The sequence below is a fragment of the Commensalibacter intestini A911 genome, from assembly GCF_000231445.1.
Classification (GTDB): domain Bacteria; phylum Pseudomonadota; class Alphaproteobacteria; order Acetobacterales; family Acetobacteraceae; genus Commensalibacter; species Commensalibacter intestini.
Genome location: NZ_AGFR01000003.1, coordinates 650,659 through 677,441, shown reverse-complemented (window position 1 = coordinate 677,441; position 26,783 = coordinate 650,659). Strand labels below are relative to the sequence as shown.

24 protein-coding genes and 5 tRNA genes are annotated in these 26,783 nt (G+C 37.9%); 2 read left to right on the top strand and 27 right to left on the bottom strand.

Features of this window, described 5'->3' with window-relative positions; genetic code table 11:
• Positions 1–13 precede the first annotated feature (13 nt).
• The 26 genes from CIN_RS03475 to CIN_RS03350 form a co-directional block, all read right to left on the bottom strand.
• Positions 14–802 carry a type III pantothenate kinase gene (locus CIN_RS03475; protein WP_008853671.1) on the bottom strand — a complete coding sequence of 263 codons (789 nt, stop codon included), beginning with the start codon at positions 800–802 and terminating at the stop codon, positions 14–16.
• Between the two features lie 2 nt (positions 803–804).
• Positions 805–1,566 carry a biotin--[acetyl-CoA-carboxylase] ligase gene (locus CIN_RS03470; RefSeq protein ID WP_008853670.1) on the bottom strand — a complete coding sequence of 254 codons (762 nt, stop codon included), beginning with the start codon at positions 1,564–1,566 and terminating at the stop codon, positions 805–807.
• Positions 1,567–1,580: 14 nt separating this feature from the next.
• Positions 1,581–3,005 (bottom strand): NADH-quinone oxidoreductase subunit NuoN, encoded by a 1,425-nt coding sequence (gene nuoN / locus CIN_RS03465; RefSeq protein WP_008853669.1) that lies wholly within the window; start codon positions 3,003–3,005, stop codon positions 1,581–1,583.
• A 24-nt stretch (positions 3,006–3,029) separates the two neighbouring features.
• Complete coding sequence (nuoL, locus tag CIN_RS03460; protein ID WP_040363740.1) at positions 3,030–4,976, bottom strand: NADH-quinone oxidoreductase subunit L; 1,947 nt, start codon at positions 4,974–4,976, stop codon at positions 3,030–3,032.
• Between the two features lie 7 nt (positions 4,977–4,983).
• Positions 4,984–5,304, bottom strand: coding sequence for an NADH-quinone oxidoreductase subunit NuoK (nuoK, locus tag CIN_RS03455; RefSeq protein ID WP_008853667.1), 321 nt, complete (start codon positions 5,302–5,304; stop codon positions 4,984–4,986).
• Positions 5,301–6,035, bottom strand: coding sequence for an NADH-quinone oxidoreductase subunit J (locus tag CIN_RS03450; protein WP_008853666.1), 735 nt, complete (start codon positions 6,033–6,035; stop codon positions 5,301–5,303). Before CIN_RS03450 ends, nuoK begins: the two co-directional genes overlap by 4 nt.
• 78 nt (positions 6,036–6,113) lie before the next feature.
• Entirely contained in the window at positions 6,114–6,602 is a 489-nt protein-coding gene (gene nuoI / locus CIN_RS03445; RefSeq protein WP_008853665.1) for an NADH-quinone oxidoreductase subunit NuoI, read from the bottom strand.
• A gap of 1 nt (position 6,603) precedes the next feature.
• Complete coding sequence (gene nuoH / locus CIN_RS03440) at positions 6,604–7,629, bottom strand: NADH-quinone oxidoreductase subunit NuoH (protein WP_086631680.1); 1,026 nt, start codon at positions 7,627–7,629, stop codon at positions 6,604–6,606.
• 5 nt (positions 7,630–7,634) lie between these two features.
• Positions 7,635–9,698: an NADH-quinone oxidoreductase subunit NuoG gene (nuoG, locus tag CIN_RS03435; protein WP_008853663.1), complete on the bottom strand. Its 2,064-nt coding sequence runs from the start codon at positions 9,696–9,698 to the stop codon at positions 7,635–7,637.
• 6 nt (positions 9,699–9,704) lie between these two features.
• A complete protein-coding gene (gene nuoF / locus CIN_RS03430) occupies positions 9,705–11,027 on the bottom strand; it encodes an NADH-quinone oxidoreductase subunit NuoF (protein ID WP_008853662.1) in 1,323 nt (440 codons plus the stop codon).
• On the bottom strand, positions 11,017–11,646 hold the full coding sequence (locus tag CIN_RS03425) for a complex I 24 kDa subunit family protein (RefSeq protein WP_008853661.1): 630 nt from the start codon (positions 11,644–11,646) through the stop codon (positions 11,017–11,019). Before CIN_RS03425 ends, nuoF begins: the two co-directional genes overlap by 11 nt.
• A gap of 6 nt (positions 11,647–11,652) precedes the next feature.
• Complete coding sequence (locus CIN_RS03420; protein ID WP_008853660.1) at positions 11,653–12,903, bottom strand: NADH-quinone oxidoreductase subunit D; 1,251 nt, start codon at positions 12,901–12,903, stop codon at positions 11,653–11,655.
• Between the two features lie 33 nt (positions 12,904–12,936).
• The gene (locus CIN_RS03415; protein ID WP_008853659.1) at positions 12,937–13,560 is read right to left on the bottom strand and encodes an NADH-quinone oxidoreductase subunit C; all 624 of its coding nucleotides are present in this window, start codon (positions 13,558–13,560) and stop codon (positions 12,937–12,939) included.
• A gap of 37 nt (positions 13,561–13,597) precedes the next feature.
• Positions 13,598–14,173 carry a NuoB/complex I 20 kDa subunit family protein gene (locus CIN_RS03410; protein ID WP_040363739.1) on the bottom strand — a complete coding sequence of 192 codons (576 nt, stop codon included), beginning with the start codon at positions 14,171–14,173 and terminating at the stop codon, positions 13,598–13,600.
• Between the two features lie 59 nt (positions 14,174–14,232).
• Positions 14,233–14,598, bottom strand: a complete 366-nt coding sequence (gene ndhC / locus CIN_RS03405; protein WP_008853657.1) for an NADH-quinone oxidoreductase subunit A — start codon at positions 14,596–14,598, stop codon at positions 14,233–14,235.
• A 371-nt stretch (positions 14,599–14,969) separates the two neighbouring features.
• Positions 14,970–15,047, bottom strand: a tRNA-Asp gene (locus CIN_RS03400).
• 60 nt (positions 15,048–15,107) lie between these two features.
• Positions 15,108–15,183, bottom strand: a tRNA-Val gene (locus CIN_RS03395).
• 31 nt (positions 15,184–15,214) lie between these two features.
• Positions 15,215–15,292: transfer RNA gene (locus CIN_RS03390), tRNA-Asp, on the bottom strand.
• 65 nt (positions 15,293–15,357) lie between these two features.
• A tRNA-Val gene (locus tag CIN_RS03385) sits at positions 15,358–15,433 on the bottom strand.
• Between the two features lie 91 nt (positions 15,434–15,524).
• Positions 15,525–15,812, bottom strand: coding sequence for an HU family DNA-binding protein (locus CIN_RS03380; protein ID WP_008853656.1), 288 nt, complete (start codon positions 15,810–15,812; stop codon positions 15,525–15,527).
• Between the two features lie 167 nt (positions 15,813–15,979).
• Positions 15,980–18,439: an endopeptidase La gene (lon, locus tag CIN_RS03375; RefSeq protein ID WP_008853655.1), complete on the bottom strand. Its 2,460-nt coding sequence runs from the start codon at positions 18,437–18,439 to the stop codon at positions 15,980–15,982.
• Between the two features lie 373 nt (positions 18,440–18,812).
• A complete protein-coding gene (gene clpX, locus CIN_RS03370; protein ID WP_008853654.1) occupies positions 18,813–20,072 on the bottom strand; it encodes an ATP-dependent Clp protease ATP-binding subunit ClpX in 1,260 nt (419 codons plus the stop codon).
• A gap of 68 nt (positions 20,073–20,140) precedes the next feature.
• The gene (gene clpP, locus CIN_RS03365) at positions 20,141–20,779 is read right to left on the bottom strand and encodes an ATP-dependent Clp endopeptidase proteolytic subunit ClpP (RefSeq protein WP_040363738.1); all 639 of its coding nucleotides are present in this window, start codon (positions 20,777–20,779) and stop codon (positions 20,141–20,143) included.
• Positions 20,780–20,941: 162 nt separating this feature from the next.
• Entirely contained in the window at positions 20,942–22,273 is a 1,332-nt protein-coding gene (tig, locus tag CIN_RS03360) for a trigger factor (RefSeq protein ID WP_008853652.1), read from the bottom strand.
• A gap of 115 nt (positions 22,274–22,388) precedes the next feature.
• Positions 22,389–22,473, bottom strand: a tRNA-Leu gene (locus CIN_RS03355).
• 97 nt (positions 22,474–22,570) lie between these two features.
• Positions 22,571–23,980: a bifunctional ADP-dependent NAD(P)H-hydrate dehydratase/NAD(P)H-hydrate epimerase gene (locus tag CIN_RS03350; protein WP_008853651.1), complete on the bottom strand. Its 1,410-nt coding sequence runs from the start codon at positions 23,978–23,980 to the stop codon at positions 22,571–22,573.
• Between the two features lie 148 nt (positions 23,981–24,128).
• Here CIN_RS03350 and CIN_RS03345 point away from each other — a divergent pair, with 148 nt between their 5' ends.
• Both CIN_RS03345 and CIN_RS03340 read left to right on the top strand, forming a co-directional pair.
• Complete coding sequence (locus CIN_RS03345) at positions 24,129–24,584, top strand: hypothetical protein (RefSeq protein ID WP_040363737.1); 456 nt, start codon at positions 24,129–24,131, stop codon at positions 24,582–24,584.
• A gap of 131 nt (positions 24,585–24,715) precedes the next feature.
• A complete protein-coding gene (locus CIN_RS03340) occupies positions 24,716–26,146 on the top strand; it encodes a DEAD/DEAH box helicase (RefSeq protein WP_008853649.1) in 1,431 nt (476 codons plus the stop codon).
• A gap of 143 nt (positions 26,147–26,289) precedes the next feature.
• Here the strand turns inward: CIN_RS03340 and CIN_RS03335 are convergent, their stop codons facing one another.
• The gene (locus CIN_RS03335; protein WP_008853648.1) at positions 26,290–26,760 is read right to left on the bottom strand and encodes an SUF system Fe-S cluster assembly protein; all 471 of its coding nucleotides are present in this window, start codon (positions 26,758–26,760) and stop codon (positions 26,290–26,292) included.
• Between the last annotated feature and the right edge of the window lie 23 nt (positions 26,761–26,783).

The window sequence follows — 26,783 nt, the reverse complement described above, 5'->3', positions numbered from 1 at the left end:
CCCTTTTCTATATTTATTTATCTTTTTTATTTCCCAGTGAATTTCGATTTGCAAGGATTTTCAATCCCTCCAGAGTTAACTCTGCATTAATTTCTTTAAAAATAGAGGTGCCTTCAGCTAATAATCGTGCCAACCCCCCTGTACCAACAACTGTCATCTCAGATACAGAATATTCTAGTTTAATTCTTTCTATAATACCTTCAATAAGCCCAATATATCCCCAGTAAATACCAGACTTCATCGCCCCAACTGTCTCTTTTCCAACAACAGACTGAGGTCTTCCAAAACCAATTCTAGGCAATCTAGCCGCAGCACTATGCAATGCTTCCAAAGAAAGAGTTAATCCAGGTGAAATAACCCCTCCACAATAATTTCCATCTTTATCAACAATATCAAATGTCGTCGCAGTCCCTAAATCGACAACCACCAATGGCCCGCCATATAATTGATGCGCAGCCAACCCATTTAATAAACGATCAACCCCAACTTCTTGTGGATTATCTGTTCTAATCTCGAACCCCCAATCCAAAGAAGCCGAAGCAACGATAGGATCAACCGAAAACCATTTACGGCATAATAAAAGGAGCTGATATAAAACGGGTGGAACAACAGTCCCAATAATTGCACGTGTAATTTTTTCAATAGGAATATTTTGCTTTTCAAGTAATACGAGTAAAGCCGCAGCATATTCATCAGAAGTACGGTTCACTGTCGTTGCAAAACGCCACGTTCCAAGCCAATCCTTTCCATCATGAACTGCAAATACAATATTTGTATTCCCAACATCAATTACTAAAAGCACGTCTACTTATTCCCATACTGATCTAAACAAAACAGCTCTCCAGCTGATAAATGTTTTAAACCTGTTTCTGTCTGTAATAACAGAAACCCTTCCTTATTAATTCCCTTATATATACCAGTATATATTTTTTTACTACTCGTTACTGACAAGGATGTATCCATTGGTAAGCTTCTTTGTAACCAAGTTTCTCGAATAAATAGTTCTTTTCCTTGATCTAAACAGCCTATCCAATAGGATAGTCGCTCTCTAATTTTTGAAGAAACGAGTAATGAACTTGGTAAATTTGTATGAACAAAATCACGTAAACATGCTACTTCGCGCCCCTCAACCACAGGTGCTGAACAGATATTCAAACCTATTCCAATCACTAACCATTCTAAAATATCAGGATATTCAACATGGCTTTCAATTAAAATTCCTGCGATTTTCTTATTCTGAAACAGCAAATCATTCGGCCATTTTATATATAAGTCAGGATAATCACCACAGAGTTCCGTAATCGCATCATATAATGCCAAAGATGCTATAAAGGGTACCCACCCTACTTTTTTAACAGAAAATGTCGGCCAATATAAAAAAGATAATGCAAGATTTCCAGTCGGCTCAACCCATTTACGACCACGACTTCCTCGTGGAGCCGTCTGGGAATCTGTCAAAACAGCCAGATTAATTTTACTCTTTAATCTGGCTTGCTCGATACAATAATCATTTGTTGATGGCAAGGTTGGATAATGCTCTACCTGCCAGGTAACTCTATTATCCACCTTAACCTACAAAACTATTGAAATAGAGATTGTGCTGCGATTTGCCCCATTTGTAACATTGGGGATAAAAAGAGCAAAAATACAACTGTGATTGTACCCATACTAAACGTAATGAATGATAAAGATAAAGAACGTTTATCTAAAGCCTCTGCAGCCTTATCAAAGAACATAATCTTTACAATACGTAAGTAGAAGAATGCACCTACAGCACTAGCTAATAAACCAATAATTGTTAATGTATATAGATCAGCAGCAAGTGCCGCTTTAAATACCAAGAACTTACCAAAGAACCCAGCTAAAGGCGGCACACCTGCCATACTAAACATAAAAATCGCCATTGCAGTTGCGATACCAGGATCTGTTTTGCCTAATCCAGCAAGATCATTGATATTTTCAACCATATGTCCTTTGCGAGACATTGCTGCAATCACTGCGAATGTTCCAACATTCATGAATAAATAGGTTGTTAAATAAATTAACGTACCAGTAATACCTTCAGGTGTTGCAGCAGCTAAACCAACCAAAGCATATCCCATATGTGAAATAGAAGAATATGCCATCATACGTTTAATATTTGTTTGAGCAATTGCACCGACACTACCGATAATAATAGATAGAATTGCAATAACTTCAATTAACATCTGCCATTGTGGTGCTAAATGACCAAAAGGGCCAACCATCAAACGTAAGAACAATGCAAATGCTGCAAATTTAGGTGCTGTTGACAAGAATGTTGTTACTGGTGTTGGTGCGCCTTGATACACATCTGGTGTCCACATATGAAATGGAACCGCAGAAATTTTAAAGCATAGTCCAACAAGAACAAAAACAAGCCCAATTGCAAAGCCAGCTGATAATCCATGATCAGAAGCAATAACATGGTGAATATTTTCGTAACCCATTCCTCCAGAAAAACCATAAATCATGGAAATTCCATAAAGTAAAATACCAGAAGCCACGGAGCCTAAAATAAAATATTTCACGCCAGATTCTGCTGAGAATACATTTTTACGATCAATGGCACATAAAATATATAAAGCCAAAGAAGATAACTCTAGCCCCATATACAAAGTCATCAAATCATTTGATGAAACCATGACCATTGCACCAACGGTAGAGAATACAATTAATGCAATAAATTCGAAGCAATTCGTATCGTTCTTTCCATTAAAATCAATAGATAAAATGATACATAAAAATCCAGCAATAATAATCAACAATTTCATATAACGGGCGAATTCATCATTGATAAATAACCCATGATATCCAACGCCATTAGAAACCGTTAACGTTAAAAAACCTACTGCAATAAACGCAGCAATAGAGACGATTGCACAAGGAAAGAAAGCATTTCCTTTCTTTTGAATCGCGCCCCATAAAAGAATAATAAGACCGCTGATTGATAAAACAATCTCTGGAATAGCAAGTGTCCAATTCATCGGATTAATCCTGACTTTCTAAAATCATTGATAGATCAGGAAAGTGGCAAGAACCACCACCAACCCAATTGCCATGGTAAAAGCATAAAACGCAAAAGATCCATTTTGCATCCAAGAAAGCCCTTTAGCTGAACGATCTGTAATTCGTGCAACAGCCACAGGCATTCCTTCGATAATTTCTTGATCCCCAACTTTCCATAAAGCTTTTGATAATGCGACGTAAGGACGAACAAAAATAAAGTCATATAATTTGTCGAAATACCATGCATTTAACAAAAATTGATATACGCCTTTTAAGCTAGTAGCCAGAGATTCAGGAATTTTAGGTACAACAATATAACAAATATAAGCTACAATAATCCCTAAGATACCAAGCGCTAACGGTGTTTTTGCAATCAATTCAGGGGTATGATGCATTAACGTCATAATATGATTTGTTGGCGCATTGAAAATAGAATCATTCCAAAAAGCAACTTGGTGTTTACCAATATAGTAAGGTGCTAAAACAAAACCACCAAAGGTTGCCCCTGCCCCTAATACACACATTGGCAATGTCATAACAAAAGAAGATTCATGTGCATGATCATATATTTTTTGATCTCTTGGTTTACCATGAAATACCAAGAACAAGATACGCCAGCTATAAAATGCTGTTAAAAACGCAGTTAACGCCGTCATAATCCAAGCATAATGACCAACAGCACCACCAGACATCCATGCAGCTTCTAAGATAGCATCTTTAGACCAATATCCTGCAAAAGGGAAAATCCCACCCAACGCCAAACAACCGATCCACATTAATAAACAAGTTGCTGGTAGCTTTCTAGATAAACCACCCATTTTGAACATATCTTGTTCGTCGTGTAGTGCATGGATTACAGAGCCAGCACCAAGGAACAATAAAGCCTTAAAGAATGCATGGGTTGTCAAATGAAACATTGCAACTTGATAAGCACCCACACCCACAGCAACAAACATATATCCCAACTGAGAACATGTTGAGTAAGCAATAGATTTCTTAATATCAGGTTGTGCCAAAGCAACGGTTCCTGCAAAGAACGCAGTCGTTGCCCCCATAATTACGATAAACATTTTTACATGTGGAGCAAATTCGACCAATGGAGACATACGTGCCATCAAGAAGATACCTGCCGTCACCATAGTAGCCGCGTGAATTAACGCAGATACAGGCGTTGGTCCTTCCATCGCATCAGGTAACCAAACATGTAAGAATAATTGAGCTGATTTACCCATTGCACCGATAAATAATAGTAATGCAATAAATTCATAAGCTTGGAAACTATAACCACATAAATGATATTGTGTGCTCGCTAGCTCAGGAATTTTATGGAAGATATCATCATAAAATACAGATCCTGATAATAGGAATAATACACAAATCCCAACAAGGAAAAATAAATCAGCAATACGGTTTACAACAAATGCCTTAATCGCAGCAGCAACTGCTGCAGGGCGAGTATACCAATAACCAATTAACAAATAACTGGATAAACCAACAGCTTCCCAACCAAAGAATAACTCAACTAAGTTATCTGAAGTCACCAACATTAACATACTGAACGTAAATAATGACAAATACGCAAAGAAACGATAAGTCGGCATTGTTTCATGGGACATATATCCAATGCTGTAAATATGAACAAGCAAAGAAACACTCGTCACCATTGTCAACATTGATACTGATAACATGTCCATTCTGAGGTACCAACTGACGTTGAAATTACCTGCATGGATCCAGTCAATTAAAGGCACGACTGCGCTGCTGATGCCTGAATGTAACATGCTGCCTAATACGCACCATGAAAAAGCAACAGCGATAACCATTCCTAGAATAGAAATAAACTTAGCAAAATTATCACCAAAAACTCGGCCTAATAACCCAGCAATTAAAAATCCACCCAAAGGAGCGAAGACTGATATTGCAAATAACGATGATGTTACCGGTGTCATTTTCCCATTACCCTTTCATCATCGTCGTATCTTGAACTTCAACAGAATGACGGTTTCTATAATAAACCATCACAATCGCTAGGCCAATTGCGGATTCAGCCGCAGCAACTGTTAAGGTAAACATCACCATAACTTGACCTGTTAAATTTTCAAAAGCCGAAGAGAAAGCAATTAAATTAAGATTAGCAGACAAAAGCATTAATTCGATCGACATCAAAATAACGATCAAATTTTTTCTACTTGCGAAAATACCAAACAAACCAATTGCAAATAAAATCGCACTCACAATCATATAAGGAGCAACACCAACTGTGTTCAAAATATTCATTTTGATTGCTCCCGTTGTTGTCTTTTTTCTGTAATATCCATCTTATCTCCCGGCTTTGGTCCAAATGAATCTTCTTGAGCAATGCCATAATAGGTATCTTTAGGCCTTAAAAAACCACCAAGATCATCGACACCTTTATTTAATTCAACGGAAAGCATTTCCAAGGTTTGATTAGGTTCACGCATATGCTGACGAGCCACAACCTGTCTGCGATTATTTGGACGCTTACGTAGGGTCAAAACAATTGCACCAATCATTGCAACCAATAAAACTAAACCAGCAATTTGGAACAAAAATACATAATCTGTATAAATCAATGAACCTAAAGCTTTGGTATTAGACATGTTTTCCAATAATGGTTGACGTGCTGCTTCCGCAACTAGCGGATCAACATGCCAGTTAATTGCAACAAGAATAAGTTCAACGACAAGGATAGCTGCAATACAACAGCCAACATGCATATAATGCTGCATCCCTTCTTTTAATTGAACCAAATTGGTTTGCATTGTCATGACAATAAAAAGGAATAAAATCATAACCGCACCAGCATAGATCGCTATCAATAAGATCGCGAGAAATTCTGCACCAGCGATTAAGAATAATCCAGCAGCATTACAAAATGCTAAAACCAAGAACAAAGCGGCATGGACAGAGTTGCGAGAAGAAACAACCATAACGGCTGATAACAGCAAAATCACTGCAAAAATATAAAAAAGAATAATTGGCATCATGACCCTGATCCTTTTTGTAGGGGCACAAGGCCTACTTGTAATAAAAACATGTTATTCATCATTGTTATTAATTCCCGCCTACCGATAAGGGGCATCCTGTTCCAACCTTAATGCCAAAGCACTTTCCCATTGATCGCCATTAGATAATAATTTTGACTTATTATACATTAGCTCTTCACGGGTTTCGGTTGCGAACTCATAATTGGGCCCTTGAACAATAGCATCCACAGGACATGCTTCCTGACACAAACCACAATAAATACATTTGGTCATATCAATATCATATCGTGTGGTTCTTCTTGAACCATCACTTCTTGCTTCGGCTTCAATCGTAATTGCTTCTGCAGGGCATGTTGCCTCACATAATTTACAAGCAATACATCTCTCTTCACCATTTGCATAACGACGTAACGCATGTTCTCCACGGAAACGAGGAGACAATGGGCTTTTTTCGTACGGATAATTTAACGTTGCTTTTGGTTTAAAAAAGTAACGCAGCGTAATTCCTAAGCCTGTCAATAATTCTGACAGCAAAAAGGATCGTGCTGTTCTATCAATAAAACCCATTTTAACCTGCACCTCCATAAATACCAATGCCTGTAATCATCAAAAACGCAGCAGTTAATACAACCCATGTCAAAGAGAATGGTAAGAATACTTTCCATCCCAAACGCATTAATTGATCATAACGATATCTTGGGAATGCACTTCGAACCCAAATAAAGCAGAACAAGCAAACTAAAATTTTAATAATTAACCAAAATGGCCCAGGGATCCATGTAAATGGCGCACAATCAATTGGAGGCAACCATCCACCCAAAAACAAAATACTGGTAATGGCAGACATCAAAATCATATTGCCATATTCAGCCAAGAAAAATAAACCAAACGCCATAGAAGAGTATTCAACGAAGAACCCTGCAACCAACTCACTTTCACCAACAGCAAAGTCAAAAGGTGGACGATTTGTTTCAGCTAAACATGAAATAAAGAAAATAATGAACATTGGGAACATTGGTAAGAAAAACCAAACATGCTTTTGCGCCAACACAATATCATTCAAGTTTGCACTACCAACAAGCAATAACACTGATGCGATAACCAAACCCATTGAAATTTCATAAGAAATCATCTGTGCTGTAGCACGCATAGCTCCTAACAAAGAATATTTAGAGTTAGAAGCCCAACCCGCAAGCAATGTTGAATAGATACTAACTGATGATATCGCGAGCAAATACAAAATACCAATATTTAAGTTCGCAACAGCCCAACCATCATTCGTAGGAATAACTGCCCATGCCAGCATAGAAAGCGCAAAACCAATAACAGGTGCTACAAAGAAAATAACACGATTTGCTTTGGCTGGAATAATGGTTTCCTTGAAAATCATTTTTACAGCATCAGCAAAAGGTTGCAACAACCCAAAAGGCCCAACAACGTTAGGTCCTTTACGAAGCATAATTGCAGCTAAAACTTTACGTTCTAACCAAGTTAGATAAGCAGTCCCCATTAATAAAGGTACTAACACTGCAAGAACTTTTAAGACAATCAGAATAATCGATCCAACCATCGTATGAAAAAAGAAATGTTCCACGTCGATTACTCCGCTGCCTCAGCCGAAGGTGCATAACGCAACTTCGAACATTCGTTCATTGTCAAACTTGCCCGGCTGATAGAATTCGTTAAGAAATAATCTGAAATAACGGCGTTAAGCGCTTGTTTTTCAAAGTTTCCTTGCACTGCATCACCCACAGAAACATCAACAGAATTTTTAACTAACCCTTGCTGTGCAAACACTGGATTTACCTCAGCCATATACTGACGTAACGTTTCAAAGTCATGATAAGGTTGTTCAACGGATAGTGCTTGACCAATCAACTGAATAATTGACCATTCTTCTTTTGCTTCCCCTGGAGGACAAATCGCACGGAAGCTGCGTTGAACACGCCCTTCTGTATTGACATATGTTCCAGATTTTTCGGTATAAGTAGCACCAGGTAAAACGACATCTGCACGAGATGCTGCTTTTTCACCATGATGTCCTTGATAAATCACAAAGCACTCTGGACTCAACGCTGAAAGATCAACTTCATCTGCACCTAACATCCATAAAGCATCAACACCACCATTCACCATAGCAGCAATATCTTTACCTTGTCCTTGTGGGATAAAGCCTAAATCAAGACCAGCAACACGAGAGGCTGCATGATGTAACACGTTAAAGCCATTCCAATCATCAGAAACAGCGCCAATAACTTTTGCTAATGCCATTGTTTTTTCAAAAATAACTTTAGCATCAGGACGAGTTAACGCACCATGACCTAGAATAATCATTGGACGCTTCGCATTTTTTAACGTTTCTGCAAAAGCATGACTTCCTGATAATAGCTCGTCAATCAACTCTGGGCTTACACCTAATTGATCAACTTTGTAAGTTGGATTATCTGGAAGCTCCCCAATGTATCCAATTGGGAATTGCTCACTTAAAGACAACCAACGTCTACGAATACGTGCATTTAAAACTGGGGCTTCTTGTCTTGGGAATGAACCAATTACCAACAAAGCGTCTGCATCATCAATACCAGCAATCGAAGTATTAAATACATAATGCCCACGTTTAGAAACATCATAATATGCATTATCTTGACGACAATCTGTATTTGATGATCCTAAAGCATTCATAAGCTGTTTTAATGCGAGCATACTTTCTGCATCACATAAATCACCAGCAATCGCACCGATACGATCAGCAGCAATTGTTTTTAATTTATCAGCAACATATTGAACGGTTTCTGACCAAGAAGATTCAACAAGTTTACCATTCTTTTTAATCCAAGGACGATCTAAACGACGACGTTTCAATCCATCTAAAGAAAAACGTCCTTTATCAGAAAGCCACTCTTCATTCACATCATCATTCTTACGAGGCAATATACGCATTACTTCGTTACCACGCACTTGAAGCATGATATTTGTGCCAACAGCATCAACAACATCAATTGAATCGGTATTTTTCAATTCCCATGAACGAAAATGGAATGCTGTTGGTTTAGAAGTCAACGCACCGACAGGACAAACATCAATTAAATTACCAGAAAGCTCTGAAACCAAACTTTGCTCAATAAAAGGGGTAATTTCCATATTTGTGCCACGGAAAATCCCACCAAGTTCAGCTGTTCCTGCAATTTCATTCGTAAAACGAACACAACGTGTACATTGAATACAACGTGTCATCACTGTACGGATAAGCGGCCCCATATACTTATCAACAACGGCACGCTTATCGTCTTTAAAGCGAGAACAATCACGTCCATACCCAACAGCTTGGTCTTGTAAGTCACACTCACCACCTTGATCGCAAATTGGACAATCCAAAGGATGGTTAATTAACAAAAACTCCATTGTACTGCGACGTGCTGCACGAATAGTTTCAGAATCTGTAGTAACCTGCATCCCTTCCATTACAGGCTGAGAGCAAGAAGAAACCAAAGGTTTACGAGAACCTGTAATTTCAACCATACACATTCTGCAATTTCCAGCAACAGACAGCTTATCATGATAACAAAAACGAGGAATTTCCTTTCCCGCAGCTTCACAAGCTTGTAATACAGAAGAACCATTTGGCACTTCTATAGGAATACCATCTACAATTACTTTTGCCATATCTTATTAGCCCCCTACTGGTGCATTAACAGGCACCTGAATTTGTGATGCTCCACCACGGGACTTCTTATAATCCATAATTCGTTGTTCCATCACAGGACGGAAGTTGCGAATTAATGCTTGAACTGGCCAAGCAACGGACATTCCCATTGCGCAAATCGTTGTGTTTTCAATACTTTTGGTTACATCCATCAGCATATCAATTTCTTCAATTTCTGCACGACCTTCAGTCATACGCTTCATAACTTTCAGAACCCAGTTAGAACCTTCTCGACATGGTGTACATTGCCCACAACTTTCATGCTTATAAAATTTTGAAAGCAATGTAACTGCACGGATAATATCTGTTGATTTATCCATAACCACAATACCAGCAGTTCCTAAACCAGAACCAACATCTCGCATACCATCAAAATCCATGATGACTGTTTCACAGGTTTCTTTGTTTAACATCGGCATGGACGTGCCACCAGGAATAACAGCTAATAGATTATCCCATCCACCACGAACACCACCACCATGAGTTTCAATTACCTCTCTTAATGGTAATCCAAGTGCTTCTTCAAAAACACAAGGTGTATTCACGTGACCAGAAATCGCCATTAATTTAGGCCCAGTATTATTTGCACGACCAATTCCCGCAAACCATGCCGAACCACGACGTAAAATTGTTGGTGTTACAGAAATACTTTCAACGTTATTAATGGTTGTTGGACAACCATACAAACCTTTACCAGCAGGGAAAGGAGGTTTTAAACGAGGTTGCCCTTTTTTACCTTCTAAACTTTCCAGCTGAGCTGTTTCTTCACCACAAATATAAGCACCAGCACCACGATGAATATAAAAATCAAAGTCCCAACCACTACCACAAGCATTTTTACCAATTAAGCCAGCTTCATAAGCTTCATCAATTGCAGCTTGTAAATGGTTTGCCTCATTATAATACTCACCACGAATGTAAATATATGCTGTATGCGCACCAATCGCAAAAGAAGCCAATAATGCCCCTTCAACGATTTTATGTGGCTCATGACGCATAACCTCACGATCTTTACACGTCCCTGGCTCTGATTCATCCCCATTAATTACAAGATAATGAGGCAAAGGCCCTTCTTTCTTAGGCATAAAAGACCATTTTAAACCTGTGGAGAAGCCTGCACCACCACGACCACGCAGTCCTGAATCAATGACAGTTTTAATAATGGTATCACGACCTAGAGCTAAGATATCTTTTGTGTTATCCCAGTCTCCACGGCGACGTGCACCAGCCAATTTCCAATCATCATGACCATGTAAATTAAGATAAATACGATCCTTATCACTTAACATCTTCGGCCCCTGTATTTTGTGAAAATTTCTTACCCACAGGTGCAGAATTAAAACGATCAATCATTGGCCCACGCTCTGGCTTACTGCCTTGACGTAAGAGGTCAATCAATTTGATCGTACTTTCCGCAGTCATATCTTCATAATAATCATGATCAACCTGTAAAATAGGCGCATTCGCACATGCCCCTAAACACTCGACTTCAGAAAGCGTAAACATTCCATCATCGCTAGTTTGGCCGAATTCTTTAATACCCGTTGCTTTTTTACAAGCTGCAACAATATCATCAGAACCACGCAACCAACATGGTGTTGTTGCACAAACTTGCAAATGATATTCACCAATAGGCTCTAAGTTAAACATCGTATAAAATGTTGCAATTTCAAACACACGAACAGGCGCAATTTCTAAACGTTTCGCAACAACAGACATTGCAACCTTTGGAACCCATGCGCTTTTTGTTAACCGCTTCATCTGGTTTTGCACCACATATAATAACGGAATCACAGCACTTGCTTTTCGTGCAGCAGGATATTTTGCTAATATTTTTTCAATTTGCTGGTTACTTTCTTGATCGAAAGCAAATTCAGCAGGTTGTATATTCATAGATTTCTCTGACATAACGCCCTATCTATCCACTTCACCGAAAACCAAATCCATAGAGCCAATAATCGCCACCATATCAGCCAACATATGACGATGTGATAACTCACCTAATGCTTGCAAGTGAGAAAACCCTGTCGGACGTATTTTACAACGATAAGGTTTCGTTCCACCATCAGCAACAAGATAAACCCCAAACTCTCCTTTAGGACTTTCAACAGCAGTGTAAGTAGTTCCAGCAGGAACATGAAAACCACCACTATAAAGCTTAAAGTGATTAATTAAAGATTCCATAGAATGCTTCATATCTTTGCGCTTTGGTGGTGAAACTTTTTCACTCTCAACTTTAATTGCACCAGGTTGCATTTTATTTAAGCATTGCTCAATGATCTTAGCACTCTCGCGCATTTCAACAATTCTAATCAAATAACGATCATAAGAATCCCCTTGACGAGCAACAGGAACTTGGAAATCGACTTTATCATAGTTATCATAAGGTTGAGAGCGACGAAGATCCCAAGGAACCCCAGAAGCACGTAAACAAGGCCCAGAAAAACCCCATGATAATGCTTCTTCAGTCGTACAAACACCAATACCAACCGTTCTTTGCTTCCAAATACGATTGTTTGTTAATAGCCCTTCAATATCATCAACAATTTTTGGAAAATCTTTAACCCATTTTCCAATTCTATCTTCCATTCCAGCAGGCAAATCTTTTGCCACACCACCATGACGGAAATAATTCGCATGAAAACGTGCCCCAGACACACCTTCATAAAATTCCATCATTTTTTCACGCTCTTCATAAGCCCATAATGCTGGTGTCATCGCACCGCAATCCAAGCCCATTGCTGTTACGTTCAATAAATGGTTTAAAATACGAGTAATTTCTGCAAATAAAACGCGGATCCATTTAGCACGGTCAGGCACATCAACACGCAGCAACTTTTCAGTTGCAAGAACATATGCATGCTCTTCACACATAGGAGATGCATAGTCCAACCGATCAAAATAAGGAAGCCCTTTATGATACGCTTTATGCTCTAATAGTTTTTCTGTTCCACGATGCAACAACCCAATATGAGGCGTCGCACGCTTAACAACTTCCCCTTCTAACTCCATCACAACACGTAACACACCGTGCGCAGATGGATGTTGAGGGCCAAAATTTAAGGTATGTGAATCACCAGATAAAACGCGAGAAACATTTTGCTTTACTTCAGCATTCAACTCTTGCGCTTTTGTCGCTAATTCTTTTTTAATCACTTCACTCATCAAATATCCTTTTGCCGATTACACTGAATGTTATTACAAAGAATACGGCTTAATATTTTGACGTTTCTCATGAACTTTTTCATCACCTGGTAAGGTAACCAACCCCTCCCAAGGAGAGTCAAAGTCAAAATCTCTCATATCCTGAGTCAACGTTACAGGCTCATAAACCACTTTATTTTGATCCGCATCATAACGCACTTCAACATATCCTGTTAAAGGGAAATCTTTACGCAAAGGATGCCCATCAAAACCATAATCTGTTAAGATCCGACGCAAGTCAGGCTGCCCAGAGAACAAAACACCAAACATATCGTAACATTCACGTTCCCACCAATCTGCGCATTTCCATAAATTGCGCACAGAAGGAACAGGTGTTTGCTCGTCGGTATGGGTAATCACTCGAATACGCTGATTCAACGAAATCGATAACAGATTATAAACAACATCAAAACGATCTGCACGTTGCGGATAATCAGCACCACACAAATCCATCAATTGCTCATAACGACATAAAGGATGTTCTTTAAGCAAAATCAACAAATCAGTTAGATGACTTAACTCAACCACAACCACCAGCTCATCTTGTTCAAAATCTGCTTTTACGACCCCTTTAACAGAGGTACACAACATAAAACTGATCGCTTGTAAGCGAGGCATGTTTATAAAGCTATTTTTGCATGTATCAATATGATCATCAACCACGGATAATTGTCCCTGTTCTTTGAATTTTCTTCTTCAACAACATAATACCGTAAATTAATGCCTCAGCTGTTGGTGGACATCCAGGGACGTAAACATCAACAGGCACAATACGGTCACACCCTCTGACGACAGAGTATGAGTAATGATAATACCCACCACCATTTGCACATGAACCCATAGATAAAACCCAACGAGGTTCAGACATTTGATCATACAAACGACGCAAAGCTGGAGCCATTTTATTCGTTAAGGTTCCAGCTACTAACATCACGTCTGCTTGACGAGGAGATCCCATCGGAACAACCCCCATACGATCCAAATCATATCGCGGCATATACGCATGAATCATCTCAACCGCACAACACGCCAAACCAAAAGTCATTGGCCAAAGACTGCCTGTTCTACCCCAGTTGATTAATTGATCCAACTTAGCAACCACAAATCCTTTATCTGTAATTGCTCCAGTAATGCCTTTGATTACTGCATCTTGCTCTGCCCCTGGCGGCAAGGCATCTTGATTCCAATAGACTTTTTCAAGACCAGAGTTTTCTGTCATATTCTGATTCATCACAATCTCATTTACAGATATAAATCTGTTTAATAATTACCCACGTTATCTTTGTTAACCTAATCCCACTCCAATGCACCCTTGCACCACTCATATACAAACCCAACGGTTAGAACGACAAGGAAAGCGAGCATTGAAAAAAAACCAAACATTCCAATTTTGGAAAGTGTTAGCGCCCATGGGAATAAAAAAACCATTTCAAGATCGAAAATCGTAAACAGAATACCCACCAAGTAATAACGCACATCAAACAATTGACGCGCATCTTCAAACGCTGGAAATCCACATTCATAAGGGGAATTTTTTTCAGCATAAGGTTTTTGTTTCGCACAAAATAATGCTGCCCCCAACATAGCACATGCTATAATTAATGAAATCACTCCAAAAATCAGCACTGGTAAATAATTACCTAAAATAGCCTGCATGAGATAACTCTTTAGCTTCTATAATAATTAAGATTATCAACAAAAAATTGAATATTGATTTACCTTATAACAGAGAACAAAAGAAAATTATACCTTTAATCTACATTTTTTCTTGCAGATCTTTTCACTTATCAAAACAAAACAAAAGCACAAACATCTTATAAGAAAAGCAAAAATAATAAGATTTAGGAATATTTTACAATTCTCCATCTTCGCTTTTAGTTTCAATCCATAACGACAAACGTAACACTATGAACTTTAGTGAAATAAAAGGAAAACAAAATACAATATTTAAAATATATTGTGAATATATTTGAGATTACTAGTTTATATTAATTTTTTTGAGAATTTTTATTACCATACGCAAAATATGGCGCGAGTGACGGGGCTCGAACCCGCGACCTTCGGCGTGACAGGCCGACGCTCTAACCAAACTGAGCTACACCCGCGTGGTGTATTATCGTCTTTACAGACTAATCACTTTTAAAGCAAGTTTGCTTTATAATTTATGGTGGGCGATGACAGGCTCGAACTGCCGACCCTCTCGGTGTAAACGAGATGCTCTACCAACTGAGCTAATCGCCCCTTATTTTTAAAGAAAAATAATAAACTATAATGGCGCGAGTGACGGGGCTCGAACCCGCGACCTTCGGCGTGACAGGCCGACGCTCTAACCAAACTGAGCTACACCCGCGTGGTGTATTATCGTCTTTACAGACTAGTCACTTTTAAAGCAAGTATTATTTACTTTAAAAATTATGGTGGGCGATGACAGGCTCGAACTGCCGACCCTCTCGGTGTAAACGAGATGCTCTACCAACTGAGCTAATCGCCCTTTCTGTTTAAACTGGTCTGTTTTAACAGAACAACGACTTCTTAGCATTGAAGCCGTTGTATGTCTAGTTATTTTTTTAATAACTTGGAAACTATTTGCTAACAGCTTCTTTTAATAATTTTCCAGGTTTGAAACGAACAGAAATAGATGCGGGAATATCAATCTCTTCGCCTGTACGAGGATTACGTCCTTTAGCTGCTTTACGTGTTGCAGTAACAAAGCTACCAAACCCAACAAGACGCACTTCTTGTTTCTTTGCAAGTGTTTCTTCGATTGTGCTTAACACTGCATCTACAACTTCAGCAGATTTTGCTTTTGATAAGTCAACTTTTTCTGCAACAGCAGCAACGAGTTCTTGTTTATTAAGCGGCTTTTCCATTTATTTATCTTTCCACTATATGAGGATACAAATTTATATCGATTGAATTGGTTTTCCAATCCATACTCAGACTATTGAAGCACTTTTGCAGAACGTCAACCATTCTCTGTGCTTCAATAGCTATTTTCTTGCACTTCTTGCCTATCAGGTTGCAAGATCATCACATTTTAATGCGTTAACGATGCCTCTTTAGCAATCAAATCTACTGACTTTGTCGTTTCAGATTCATTCCATTCGATTGATTCGCTTGGACGAATCAATGCTTGATTAATCACTTCATCAACATTTACTACAGGAATAATCGTCAAATTACTCGTCACCACGGCAGGAATATCTACTAAATCTTTTTCATTTTCTTTAGGAATAAAGACTGTTTTAATCCCGGCACGCAATGCTGCTAATAATTTTTCCTTTAATCCTCCAATAGGTAATACACGGCCACGCAAAGTAATCTCACCCGTCATTGCTACATCCTTACGAATAGGAATGCCCGTCATTGCACTAACAATACTCGTTGCCATTGCAACCCCAGCAGACGGCCCATCCTTCGGTGTTGCACCCTCTGGAACATGAACATGTATATCTTTTTTATCAAATAGTTCTGGTTTAATTCCATACTGAAGTGAACGACTTTTTACATAAGATAAGGCTGCAGAAACACTTTCTTGCATCACTTCACCTAACTTACCTGTATGTTTGATGTGTCCTTTACCGGGAACAGTGACACTTTCAATATGTAGAATATCACCACCAACTTCAGTCCAAGCTAAACCTGTCACGATTCCAATAAGATCTTCGCTCTCGCTTTCACCATAATGGAATCGCTTTACACCCGCATACTCTTCTAAATTATCTAAAGTGACTGCGACATGATCAAATTCACCCACAACAATCTTACGAACAATCTTACGGGCAATATTAGCAATTTCACGTTCTAAATTACGAACCCCGGCTTCACGTGTATAGGTGCGCACCAACTCACGCAAAACATCATCTGAAATAGACCACTCTCTTGCTTTTAAATTATTGGCTTCACCTTGTTTTTTTACCAAGTGACGACGTGCAATTTCTACTTTTTCATCTTCCGTATAACCAGAAAGACGAATAATTTCCATACGATCTAACAAAGGCTGAGGCATGTTATAACTATTTGCTGTTGTTATAAACATCACATCAGAAAGATCATAATCAACCTCTAAATAATGATCGGCAAATGTTGAATTTTGTTCTGGATCTAAGACTTCTAGCAATGCTGAAGTCGGATCTCCACGCCAATCTGAACCAAGCTTATCAATCTCATCCAATAAGAATAATGGATTCGAAGTTCCAGCCTTTTTCATACCTTGAACAATTTTTCCTGGCATTGCACCAATATACGTACGACGATGCCCACGAATCTCAGCCTCATCACGCACACCGCCCAAAGCCATACGCACATATTCACGTCCGGTTGCCTTTGCGATAGAACGCGCTAAAGACGTTTTACCAACCCCCGGAGGACCTACCAAACATAGAATCGGACCTTTCAATTTAGATGAACGAACTTGCACTGCTAAATATTCAAGGATTCGTTCTTTTACCTTTTCTAGTCCATAGTGATCATGATCAAGCGTTTTTTCTGCTTCTTTTAAATCTTTAGAAATCTTAGAACGTTTTTTCCAAGGAATCCCAACAATCCAATCTAAATAATTACGAACAACCGTTGCCTCTGCAGACATCGGACTCATTGAACGTAATTTTTTCAAATCAGATAAAGCCTTATCTCTTGCTTCTTTACTTAAGCGAGTCTTTTTAATTTTCTCTTCTAGCTCAGAAAGCTCATCCTTGCCATCTTCTCCTTCACCCAACTCTTTTTGAATCGCTTTCATCTGCTCATTCAAATAGTATTCCCGTTGAGTTTTCTCCATTTGCTTTTTAACACGATTACGAATGCGTTTTTCTACCTGTAAAACACTTAATTCAGCCTCTAAATGCTCAAGTAGTTTTTCCAACCGCTCGTCAACAGGAATCGTTTCTAAAATAAACTGCTTATCAGGCACTTTTAAATTTAAATGACTCGTTATTGTATCGACAAGCTTATAAGGATTATCGATTTGATTAACAGCAACCAACACTTCTGGTGCAATTGATTTATTCAATTTGACATATTGTTCAAATTGAGAAACAACCGTACGCTGTAAAGCATCAATCTCTTTATTTGATTCGTCTACTGTTTCTTCAATCGCGTCAATATCAGCTTCAAAATAGGTTTCACGGTCAAAAAGCCTTTTCACTTTAGCTCTTTGATAGCCTTCCACTAACACTTTAACAGTACCATCTGGCAATTTTAAAATCTGTAAAATTGATGCCAACGTACCAAAATGATAAATATCATCTTTAGTAGGATCTTCTAAAGAAGCATCTTTTTGTGTAACCAACAAGATTTTATTTTGTTTTTTACCAACCACTTCTAGTGCTTTAACAGATTTTTCACGCCCCACAAATAATGGCACGATCATATGTGGAAAAACAACAATATCTCTTAAGGGTAAAACCGCAATCAACCCAGAAGAATTTTCATCTTCTTGCAGTTCAGTTTGCTCTACATCAATTTCATTAATTGCAGCATTATCTTTTTCTTCTGTCATAAATTATGACCTCCTTATATGGACGATCTCTTTGGATAAGCGCCCAAAATTGGCACGCTCAATTATTAAAATAATTACCTTACTGAAGCTTTATCATATAAAATAACTTAATGATTATTTCAAAAAAGCATTCACAAATTATATAACAATAAAATGTAATGATAGAATAGTTCAAGGTAACGAATAAACCCTTTAATCCATTTACTCAAATCTAAATAGATAAAGAGCCCATTTCAAATATAAACACTCTATAGATAAAATACAATAATACTTACTTTAAATATCATTTCGATTTACACTATATAAGCCTTATAATAAAAAAGGACCCATCCTAAGATAGGTCCCTTCTATCTTGACAAGATATCAACAAAGATCAAGCCGTTTTTCCAGCATCTGCTTTTTTATCATGAACATAAACAGGTTCTGCTTTACGATTAATCACATCTTTGTTGACAATAACTTCGCTTACATCATTTAAATCAGGCAATTCAAACATTGTAGAAAGCAATATCGTTTCCAGAATAGAGCGTAGACCACGCGCACCAGTACGACGCTCAATCGCTTTATTTGCAATTTCTTCTACAGCTTCATCTTCAAAAGTAAGCTGAACATTTTCCATTTCAAAAAGCTTTTGATATTGCTTCACTAAGGCATTTTTAGGCTCTTTTAAAATTTGGACTAACGCCTCTTGGTCTAAATCATCCAAAGTAGCAATCACTGGCAAACGCCCAATAAATTCAGGAATTAAGCCAAATTTCATTAGATCTTCTGATTCTAACTGACGGAATAATGCACCAATATTATGGTCATCTGCAGATTGAACTTCCGCACCAAACCCGATACCATAACCAACACTTCTTGCACTGATAATTTTATCAAGCCCTGCAAAAGCACCACCACAGATAAAGAGCATATTCGTTGTATCAACTTGAAGAAACTCTTGCTGAGGATGCTTACGCCCACCTTGAGGAGGAACAGATGCAACAGTCCCTTCCATGATTTTCAACAATGCTTGCTGAACACCTTCACCGCTCACATCACGGGTAATGGAAGGATTATCAGATTTACGAGAAATTTTATCAATTTCGTCAATATAGATAATGCCACGCTGTGCACGTTCAACATTATAATCCGCAGCTTGTAATAACTTAAGAATAATATTCTCGACGTCTTCACCAACATAACCAGCTTCTGTTAATGTTGTGGCATCTGCCATTGTAAAAGGAACATCTAAAATTCTAGCCAAAGTCTGTGCTAAAAGTGTTTTACCCGTTCCTGTTGGACCAATAAGCATAATATTAGATTTTGCAATCTCAACATCACCTGCTTTATCCGCTTGATTTAAACGTTTATAGTGATTATGAACAGCAACAGATAACACCTTTTTAGCATCACCTTGCCCAATAACATAATCATCTAAAATCTTACAGATTTCTTTAGGTGTAGGCAAACTACTCTGATCTTTATTAATCTGAGTTTTATTTTCCTCACGCACGATATCCATACATAGCTCAACACATTCATCGCAAATAAATACTGTTGGCCCCGCAATTAATTTACGAACTTCGTGCTGAGACTTACCACAAAAAGAGCAATAAAGTGCATTTTTGGAATCGCTATTATTATCTGTCATCTTTACTCCTACCCTTTAATAGCTTGAAAACACTATGCCAATTAAAGAGATTGAACCTAGAGGGAAAATTATTTATCTATAGACAGATCAGCATTACGTTTTGTAACGACCTGATCAATAATTCCGAAATCTTTAGCTTCCTCAGCAGACATATAACTGTCTCTTTCGAGGCGCTCTTCAATTTCTTCTAAGGTTCTTCCTGTATGAATATTATAAATTTCATTTAATCTTTTACGAATAGCTAAAATTTCTTTAGCTTGAATTTCAATATCACTGGCCTGACCTTGCGCACCACCAGAAGGTTGGTGCACCATTACTCTTGCATTTGGCAACGCAAAACGCTGCCCTTTTTCACCACCACATAACAATAATGATCCCATTGAGGCAGCTTGACCAATACATACCGTGCTAACAGGGCAACGAATATATTGCATCGTATCATAAATAGCCAAACCAGCAGAAACCACACCACCAGGACTGTTAATATAAAAAGAGATTTCTTTTTTAGGATTAACACTCTCAAGGTAAAGCAATTGAGCAGAAATTAAAGAAGCTACCTGATCATAAACAGGCCCTGTTAAAAAAATAATTCTTTCTTTTAACAAACGTGAATAGATATCAAATGCACGCTCCCCCCTAGATGTTTGTTCAACAACCATAGGTACTAAAGCATTATCATAAATTTCCAACGGGTGGGAATCCCTCATCAGTTTTCTTCCTAAAGTTAGACTATTACTTTATTTATCTATGTGTACTGTATACATATAGATAATCAAAATAGATATTTAATTCAACCTAGCGTAAAAAGCAAAAAAAAAGAATGCCTAGAAGCAAATCTAGACATTCATTTTAATAATTTCACAAAGAAATTAAACCTTTGAAGGAGGCATTTCTGCGAGCTCTTCAGCGCTTACTTCTTTATCTTCGATATTTGCAAGTTCCAAAATATAATCAATAACTTTATTTTCATATATTGGTCCACGCAAAGAATCTATTGCTTGTGGATTTTTTTGGAAGAATTCAATAACTTCTTTTTCTTTACCAGGATAACGCATAGCTTCACTACGCATTGCTTGGGTTAATTCTTCGTCAGTTACAGCAATTGAATTTAAACGTCCAATTTCAACCAACAACAACCCTAAACGAACGCGACGTTCTGCAATTTTGCGATAATCTGATTTAAGTGTTTCCTCGTCTTTTGCTTTATCTTCTTCATCTAGACGATCAGCTTGACGATCACTTTCAATACGTTGCCAAATTTGATCAAATTCTGCATTCAACAAACCAGCAGGAATTTCAAAAGTTACTTTTTCAGCTAGCGCATCTAATACATCACGTTTCAATCTCATATGAGACATTTGATCATATTCAGATACAATTTGCTTACTAATAAGTGTTTTTAGATTATCAAGACTTTCTAAACCAATTTTAGTAGCAAATTCTTCATTAATTTCAGGGGTTACAGCTTCTTTTAACCCTTTAGCTTTAATATCAAATGTTGCTTCTTTACCAGCAAGGTTTGGAGCTTGATAATTTTCAGGGAACGTTACAGTAATTTGCTTTTCTTCGCCAGGAGTCATTCCTTCGATTTGTTCTGCAAATCCAGGAATAAATCCACTACCACCGATCTCAACATTAACATCATCAGCAGTACCACCATCGAAAGCAACGCCATCAACTTTACCAACAAAATCAACAACTAAAATGTCACCATTTGCTGCAGGACGTTTTTCTTCGATATCTTTAAAATCACGTTGACGTTCAGCAATTGATTCTAAAGCTTTAGTAATCGCTTCATCGCTAGCTTGTGCTTTTAAACGAGTTAAGTTAATTCCTTTAAAATCAGGCACTTCAAAATCAGGGATCAATTCTACTTCAAAAGAGAATTCCAAATCATCGCCTTCTTTGTAACCTTCTTTAACGGTGATTTGTGGTTGAGCAGCTGCGCGCAAACCTCTTTCTTCAAGAGTATTTTTAATCGCATCACTAACTGCGTCATTTAAAACTTCATTTTGAACTGTTTCGCCGTAACGTTGTTTAACTACTGCCAAAGGAACTTTTCCAGGACGGAAACCTGGAATATTCATTTGATGTCCCATTTCAGCTAAACGAGCATCTCTTTTTTCAGCGAGTTGAGTTTCTTTAATTACGATTGTAAAGCCGCGCTTTAGGCTTTCAGAAAGCGTTTCAGTAACCTGCATCAGCCAGGCCATCCTCTCGGTCAAAAGTGTGTTTTACCCGGACTGGGCACATATATAATTGTAAACGGATTTTTTATATTCACTCAAACAAATAAGTCAGTAGAAACTTATTTGTTGGTGCGGATGGAGGGACTTGAACCCCCACGACTCACGCCACTAGATTCTAAGTCTAGCGTGTCTACCAATTTCACCACATCCGCACATCCGTGCTTTATGCTTGTTTTATTAACGCACTATTTAACTTTGAGCAACCTCTTTTTTCATTTTTTTTATAAATTCATCAATATTTTTTATAATTCATGCATTATCACGTGCTTTTCCTAGATTATTTGCCAGCATTTCAGCGGTTGGCCATGAATGTTCACATAATAATCCCGCTTCACCATGCAACCACACACCCGCACAAGCTGATTCCCACTCCGACATCCCTGCCGCTAACAATGTTGCAATTACCCCAGTCAAAGTATCTCCTGAACCTGCTGTTGCTAAACGTGGAGAAGCATGCTGGTTAATCGCAACACGCCCATCTGGAGAAGCGATGATTGTATCTGCCCCTTTTAACACAACAACGGCACCTGTTTGTTGTGCAGCCACTCTTGCTGCTGAGATCTTATCTGCTTTAATTTCTCCAAAAACTCGAATAAACTCACCAATATGAGGGGTAATAATTGATACCCCTTTAAGCATTTCAATATTTTCTGCTTGAAATACTCCAGCATCAGCAATAATTTTTACATTTGAAGCAATTAATTTAGACAAAATTTCTTTTGCTTCACCAAGCAATAATCCTGGCCCACAAACCCATACTTTCCTACGAGAATCTTGCAAGGAAGTCTCTAACGAATCCTTATCAATCACAAAACAAGCTGATGATGAGCTATATATATCATGACTTCCCAAGGCAAAAATATGCACAAGCCCCGCCCCTACATTCAAAGCCGCATGAGCAGATAACCGAGCTGCGCCCGTCATTACAGAACCGCCTATAATACTGACTATTCCTCGACGGTATTTATAATCTTCAACCTCTGAAGTTGGAATACTCCATAATCCTGGCTCATTTAACCAGCATTGTGGCTTAATTTGAGACAAAATAACAGGTGAAATAGCAATATCTTTAATAACCAATTCACCCATATACTCACGCCCAGGCAATAAATAGTGGCCTGGCTTTGCTCTAAAAAAAGTAACAGTTAATTCTGCATGAGGCGCATACCCCATAACTTTACCTGTTGCTCCATCAATACCCGAAGGCGTATCAATCGCAACGACACGCCTTGCTTTACGCAACAACTCACTAATATATGAATCAATATTTCTACTAAGGCCAGCCCCAAAAAGAGCATCAATTACTAACCCAGACTTTTCAATATAATCTTCTGGATGCTCAACAATACTTCCTGCCCATCGATGCGCAGCCTGTTCTGCATCGCTCCCAACTTTTGGCCTTCCTATGGCTGCCACGCGCACAGGCCAACCTTTTTTAGCTAATAAACGCGCAACAACATAGCCATCACCACCATTATTACCTGGGCCACATAATACCAATACAGAGCAAGGCTTATATCGCTTTACGACCTCTTGTGTTACTGCCCAACCTGCATTCTCCATTAATTGTATAATAGGAATCGTTTTAGCGGCTTCTTTATCAACCTCCGACATTTGCGATGGGGTTAATAAAATTAATGATGAAGCTTCTTTTCTCACAATGCCAGCCTTTCAATCACCCTTTAATGATGCTATATGCCGAAAAAAGAAATAATTTCCTGCACATTTTTTATTTTCTTTGTTTATATTACAATTAAAATTAAGTAATTCACTTTGTATATTACCACACTTTGGAAATGGAAAAACAATGCCTCTACCTGCTTTTTATTGGGAGCCTATTGCTGCCATTCATACAATCACTCTTGCGTTGTGGATCGGCAGTATTTTTTATTATGTCTTTGGATTACAATCTTGCCTTAGCTTATTAGATCCCACACAAAAAACGTCTCTACAACTTCAAAGCCTCAGAAAACTATTCCAATTCAGTTGGATTAACGCGTTTCTGGCTTTAATTACACAAATCGCTGCAATGGGATTAACTTTATTAAATACACCTCATATTACTGCAATCACATGGTCTACATACGCAGCAATAATAGTTGTTTTTTTAATGTTTATTATACAATTTTATGTATTTACCACTGCCTATCGCAAAGCACGCCGTGCATTAAGACCAAAACCTGCAGTTTTTACTAAAATCAATACACCTTTAAAACTCATTGTCTTTTTAGGAATTATTAACTGGGTTTTACTCGTTTTATAATAAAATAACAAAATTAAATCATTATATATTTGATATATAACATATAAAGATTGATTCTTTACCTTTATATTAATATAAGAAAAGTCTGAGGTTTCTACTTCTTGAAACCTCTTTTCATTTTATTGACATAAATGGTAGAAACTGCTTTGCCTGCGATCTCTAAAAAAACAAACAAAAAAAAGTCAGAAACGATTTCAGATACTCAAAAGATTGAAACAGAACATACCGTTCTTTTCAGCGATCTTGGGTTATGTGCGCCGATTATGCGTGCTATTGATGAAATAGGTTACAAAACTCCTACGCAGATCCAAGCACAAGCTATTCCTGTTATCTTACAAAAGCAGGACTTAGTCGGAATTGCACAAACAGGAACTGGAAAGACAGCTTCTTTTACGTTACCTATTTTAGAAATCCTCACCAGCACCAAAGGCCGCGCAAGAATGCCTCGTGCGTTGATTTTAGAACCAACGAGAGAGCTTGCAATACAGGTTGCTGACAATTTAAAGCAATATGGACAATATTTAAAACTTTCTCACGCTTTATTAATGGGTGGAGAAAGTATTGTTGAACAAAAAGATATTTTAAATCGCGGGGTAGATATCATTATTGCAACCCCTGGACGATTAATGGATTTGTTTGATAAAGGAGCTATTCTTCTTAATCAAATCAAAATACTAGTGATTGACGAAGCCGATCGCATGTTGGATATGGGTTTTATCCCTGATGTCGAAAGAATCATTTCATTTTTACCTAAAACCAGACAAACATTGCTGCTATCTGCAACTATGTCTCCTGAAATTAAAAAGCTAACAGATTCTTTTCTATCCAATCCAACAGAAATAACTGTTGCTCCGCCTTCATCTGTTGCGACAACAATCGAATCTGGTTTGATTATTGTTCCTGAAAAAAGAAAAAGAGCGACTTTACGTCAATTACTTCGCAACGAAGGCGTAAAAAATGCCATTATCTTTTGTAATCGTAAAAAAGATGTCGATATTCTGACGCGCTCTTTAAATCGTCATGGCTTTCAAAGTAGTGCTTTGCATGGAGATCTTACTCAGCAGCATCGTACAAAAACGATGGAAGAATTTAAAAATGGTGAAATTCAATTCTTAGTCTGTTCTGATATTGCAGCAAGAGGAATTGATGTTGATCATTTATCTCACGTATTTAACTTTGATCTTCCTCGTCAAGCCGAAGATTACGTGCATCGTATTGGCAGAACAGGACGCGCTGGACGCACAGGATTTGCCTATAGCCTTGCAACTGAAGATGATAAAGAAACAATTGAGGCCATCGAAGCTTTAATACAAAAGCCAATTCCGTTGTTATCTTTAAATAAACATGAAGCTTCTGATACCGAAGAAAAAACAGACGTAAAGAAAAACCAAAAACATAAAGAAGAACATCAAAAGAAAACTACGAAAAAACCTCGATTCAAAAAAGAAAAAGAAAGCGTGCCTCGTATTCCTTTGTCTCAATCCTTACCTGATGATAATAATCCAGTGATTGGTTTTGGACAGTTAGTCCCCGCATTTATGCTATCACCATTCCGTAAGTAAATAATAATAGATACACATTATTTGATTTCAAGCTGGAATAGAAATATTTCAGCTTTTTCTATAAGCATAAACCATAAAAAAAGGTAGTCTTTTACTTAAAAGAGACTACCTTGCTAAAACAGCATAGAATAAAATCAGATCTATTAGAACATATTTAAGGTTAAACGAGCTTCGTCACTCATTCTAGAAACATCCCAAGGAGGATCCCAGACAACCTCTACCTTTACTTGGGTGACACCAGGCACTTTTTCAATAGCCTGCTGAATCATAATAGGTAATTCTTGTGCACTTGGACAGTTCGGAGCTGTCAATGTCATTTCTACATTTACACGCCCATCATCATGTAAATCCACTGCATAAATCAATCCAAGCTCATAAACATTCACAGGAATTTCTGGATCATAAACCGTTGAAATTGCGTCTATAATTGCATTTTCATTAATTTCACCAGTAATAGATTCGTCAGAAGCAGATTTACTCTCATCCCCTTCTGGCGTCCAAGATTCAACAGAAGAATCTTGATTCACAATCACAGAAATGTGTTCTTGCTGTTGAACTTCAGCGACAGAATCTATCTCTTGATTTTCTGTTGATGATGTTGTGATATTTTCCATAAAGACACCAATATAACTATATA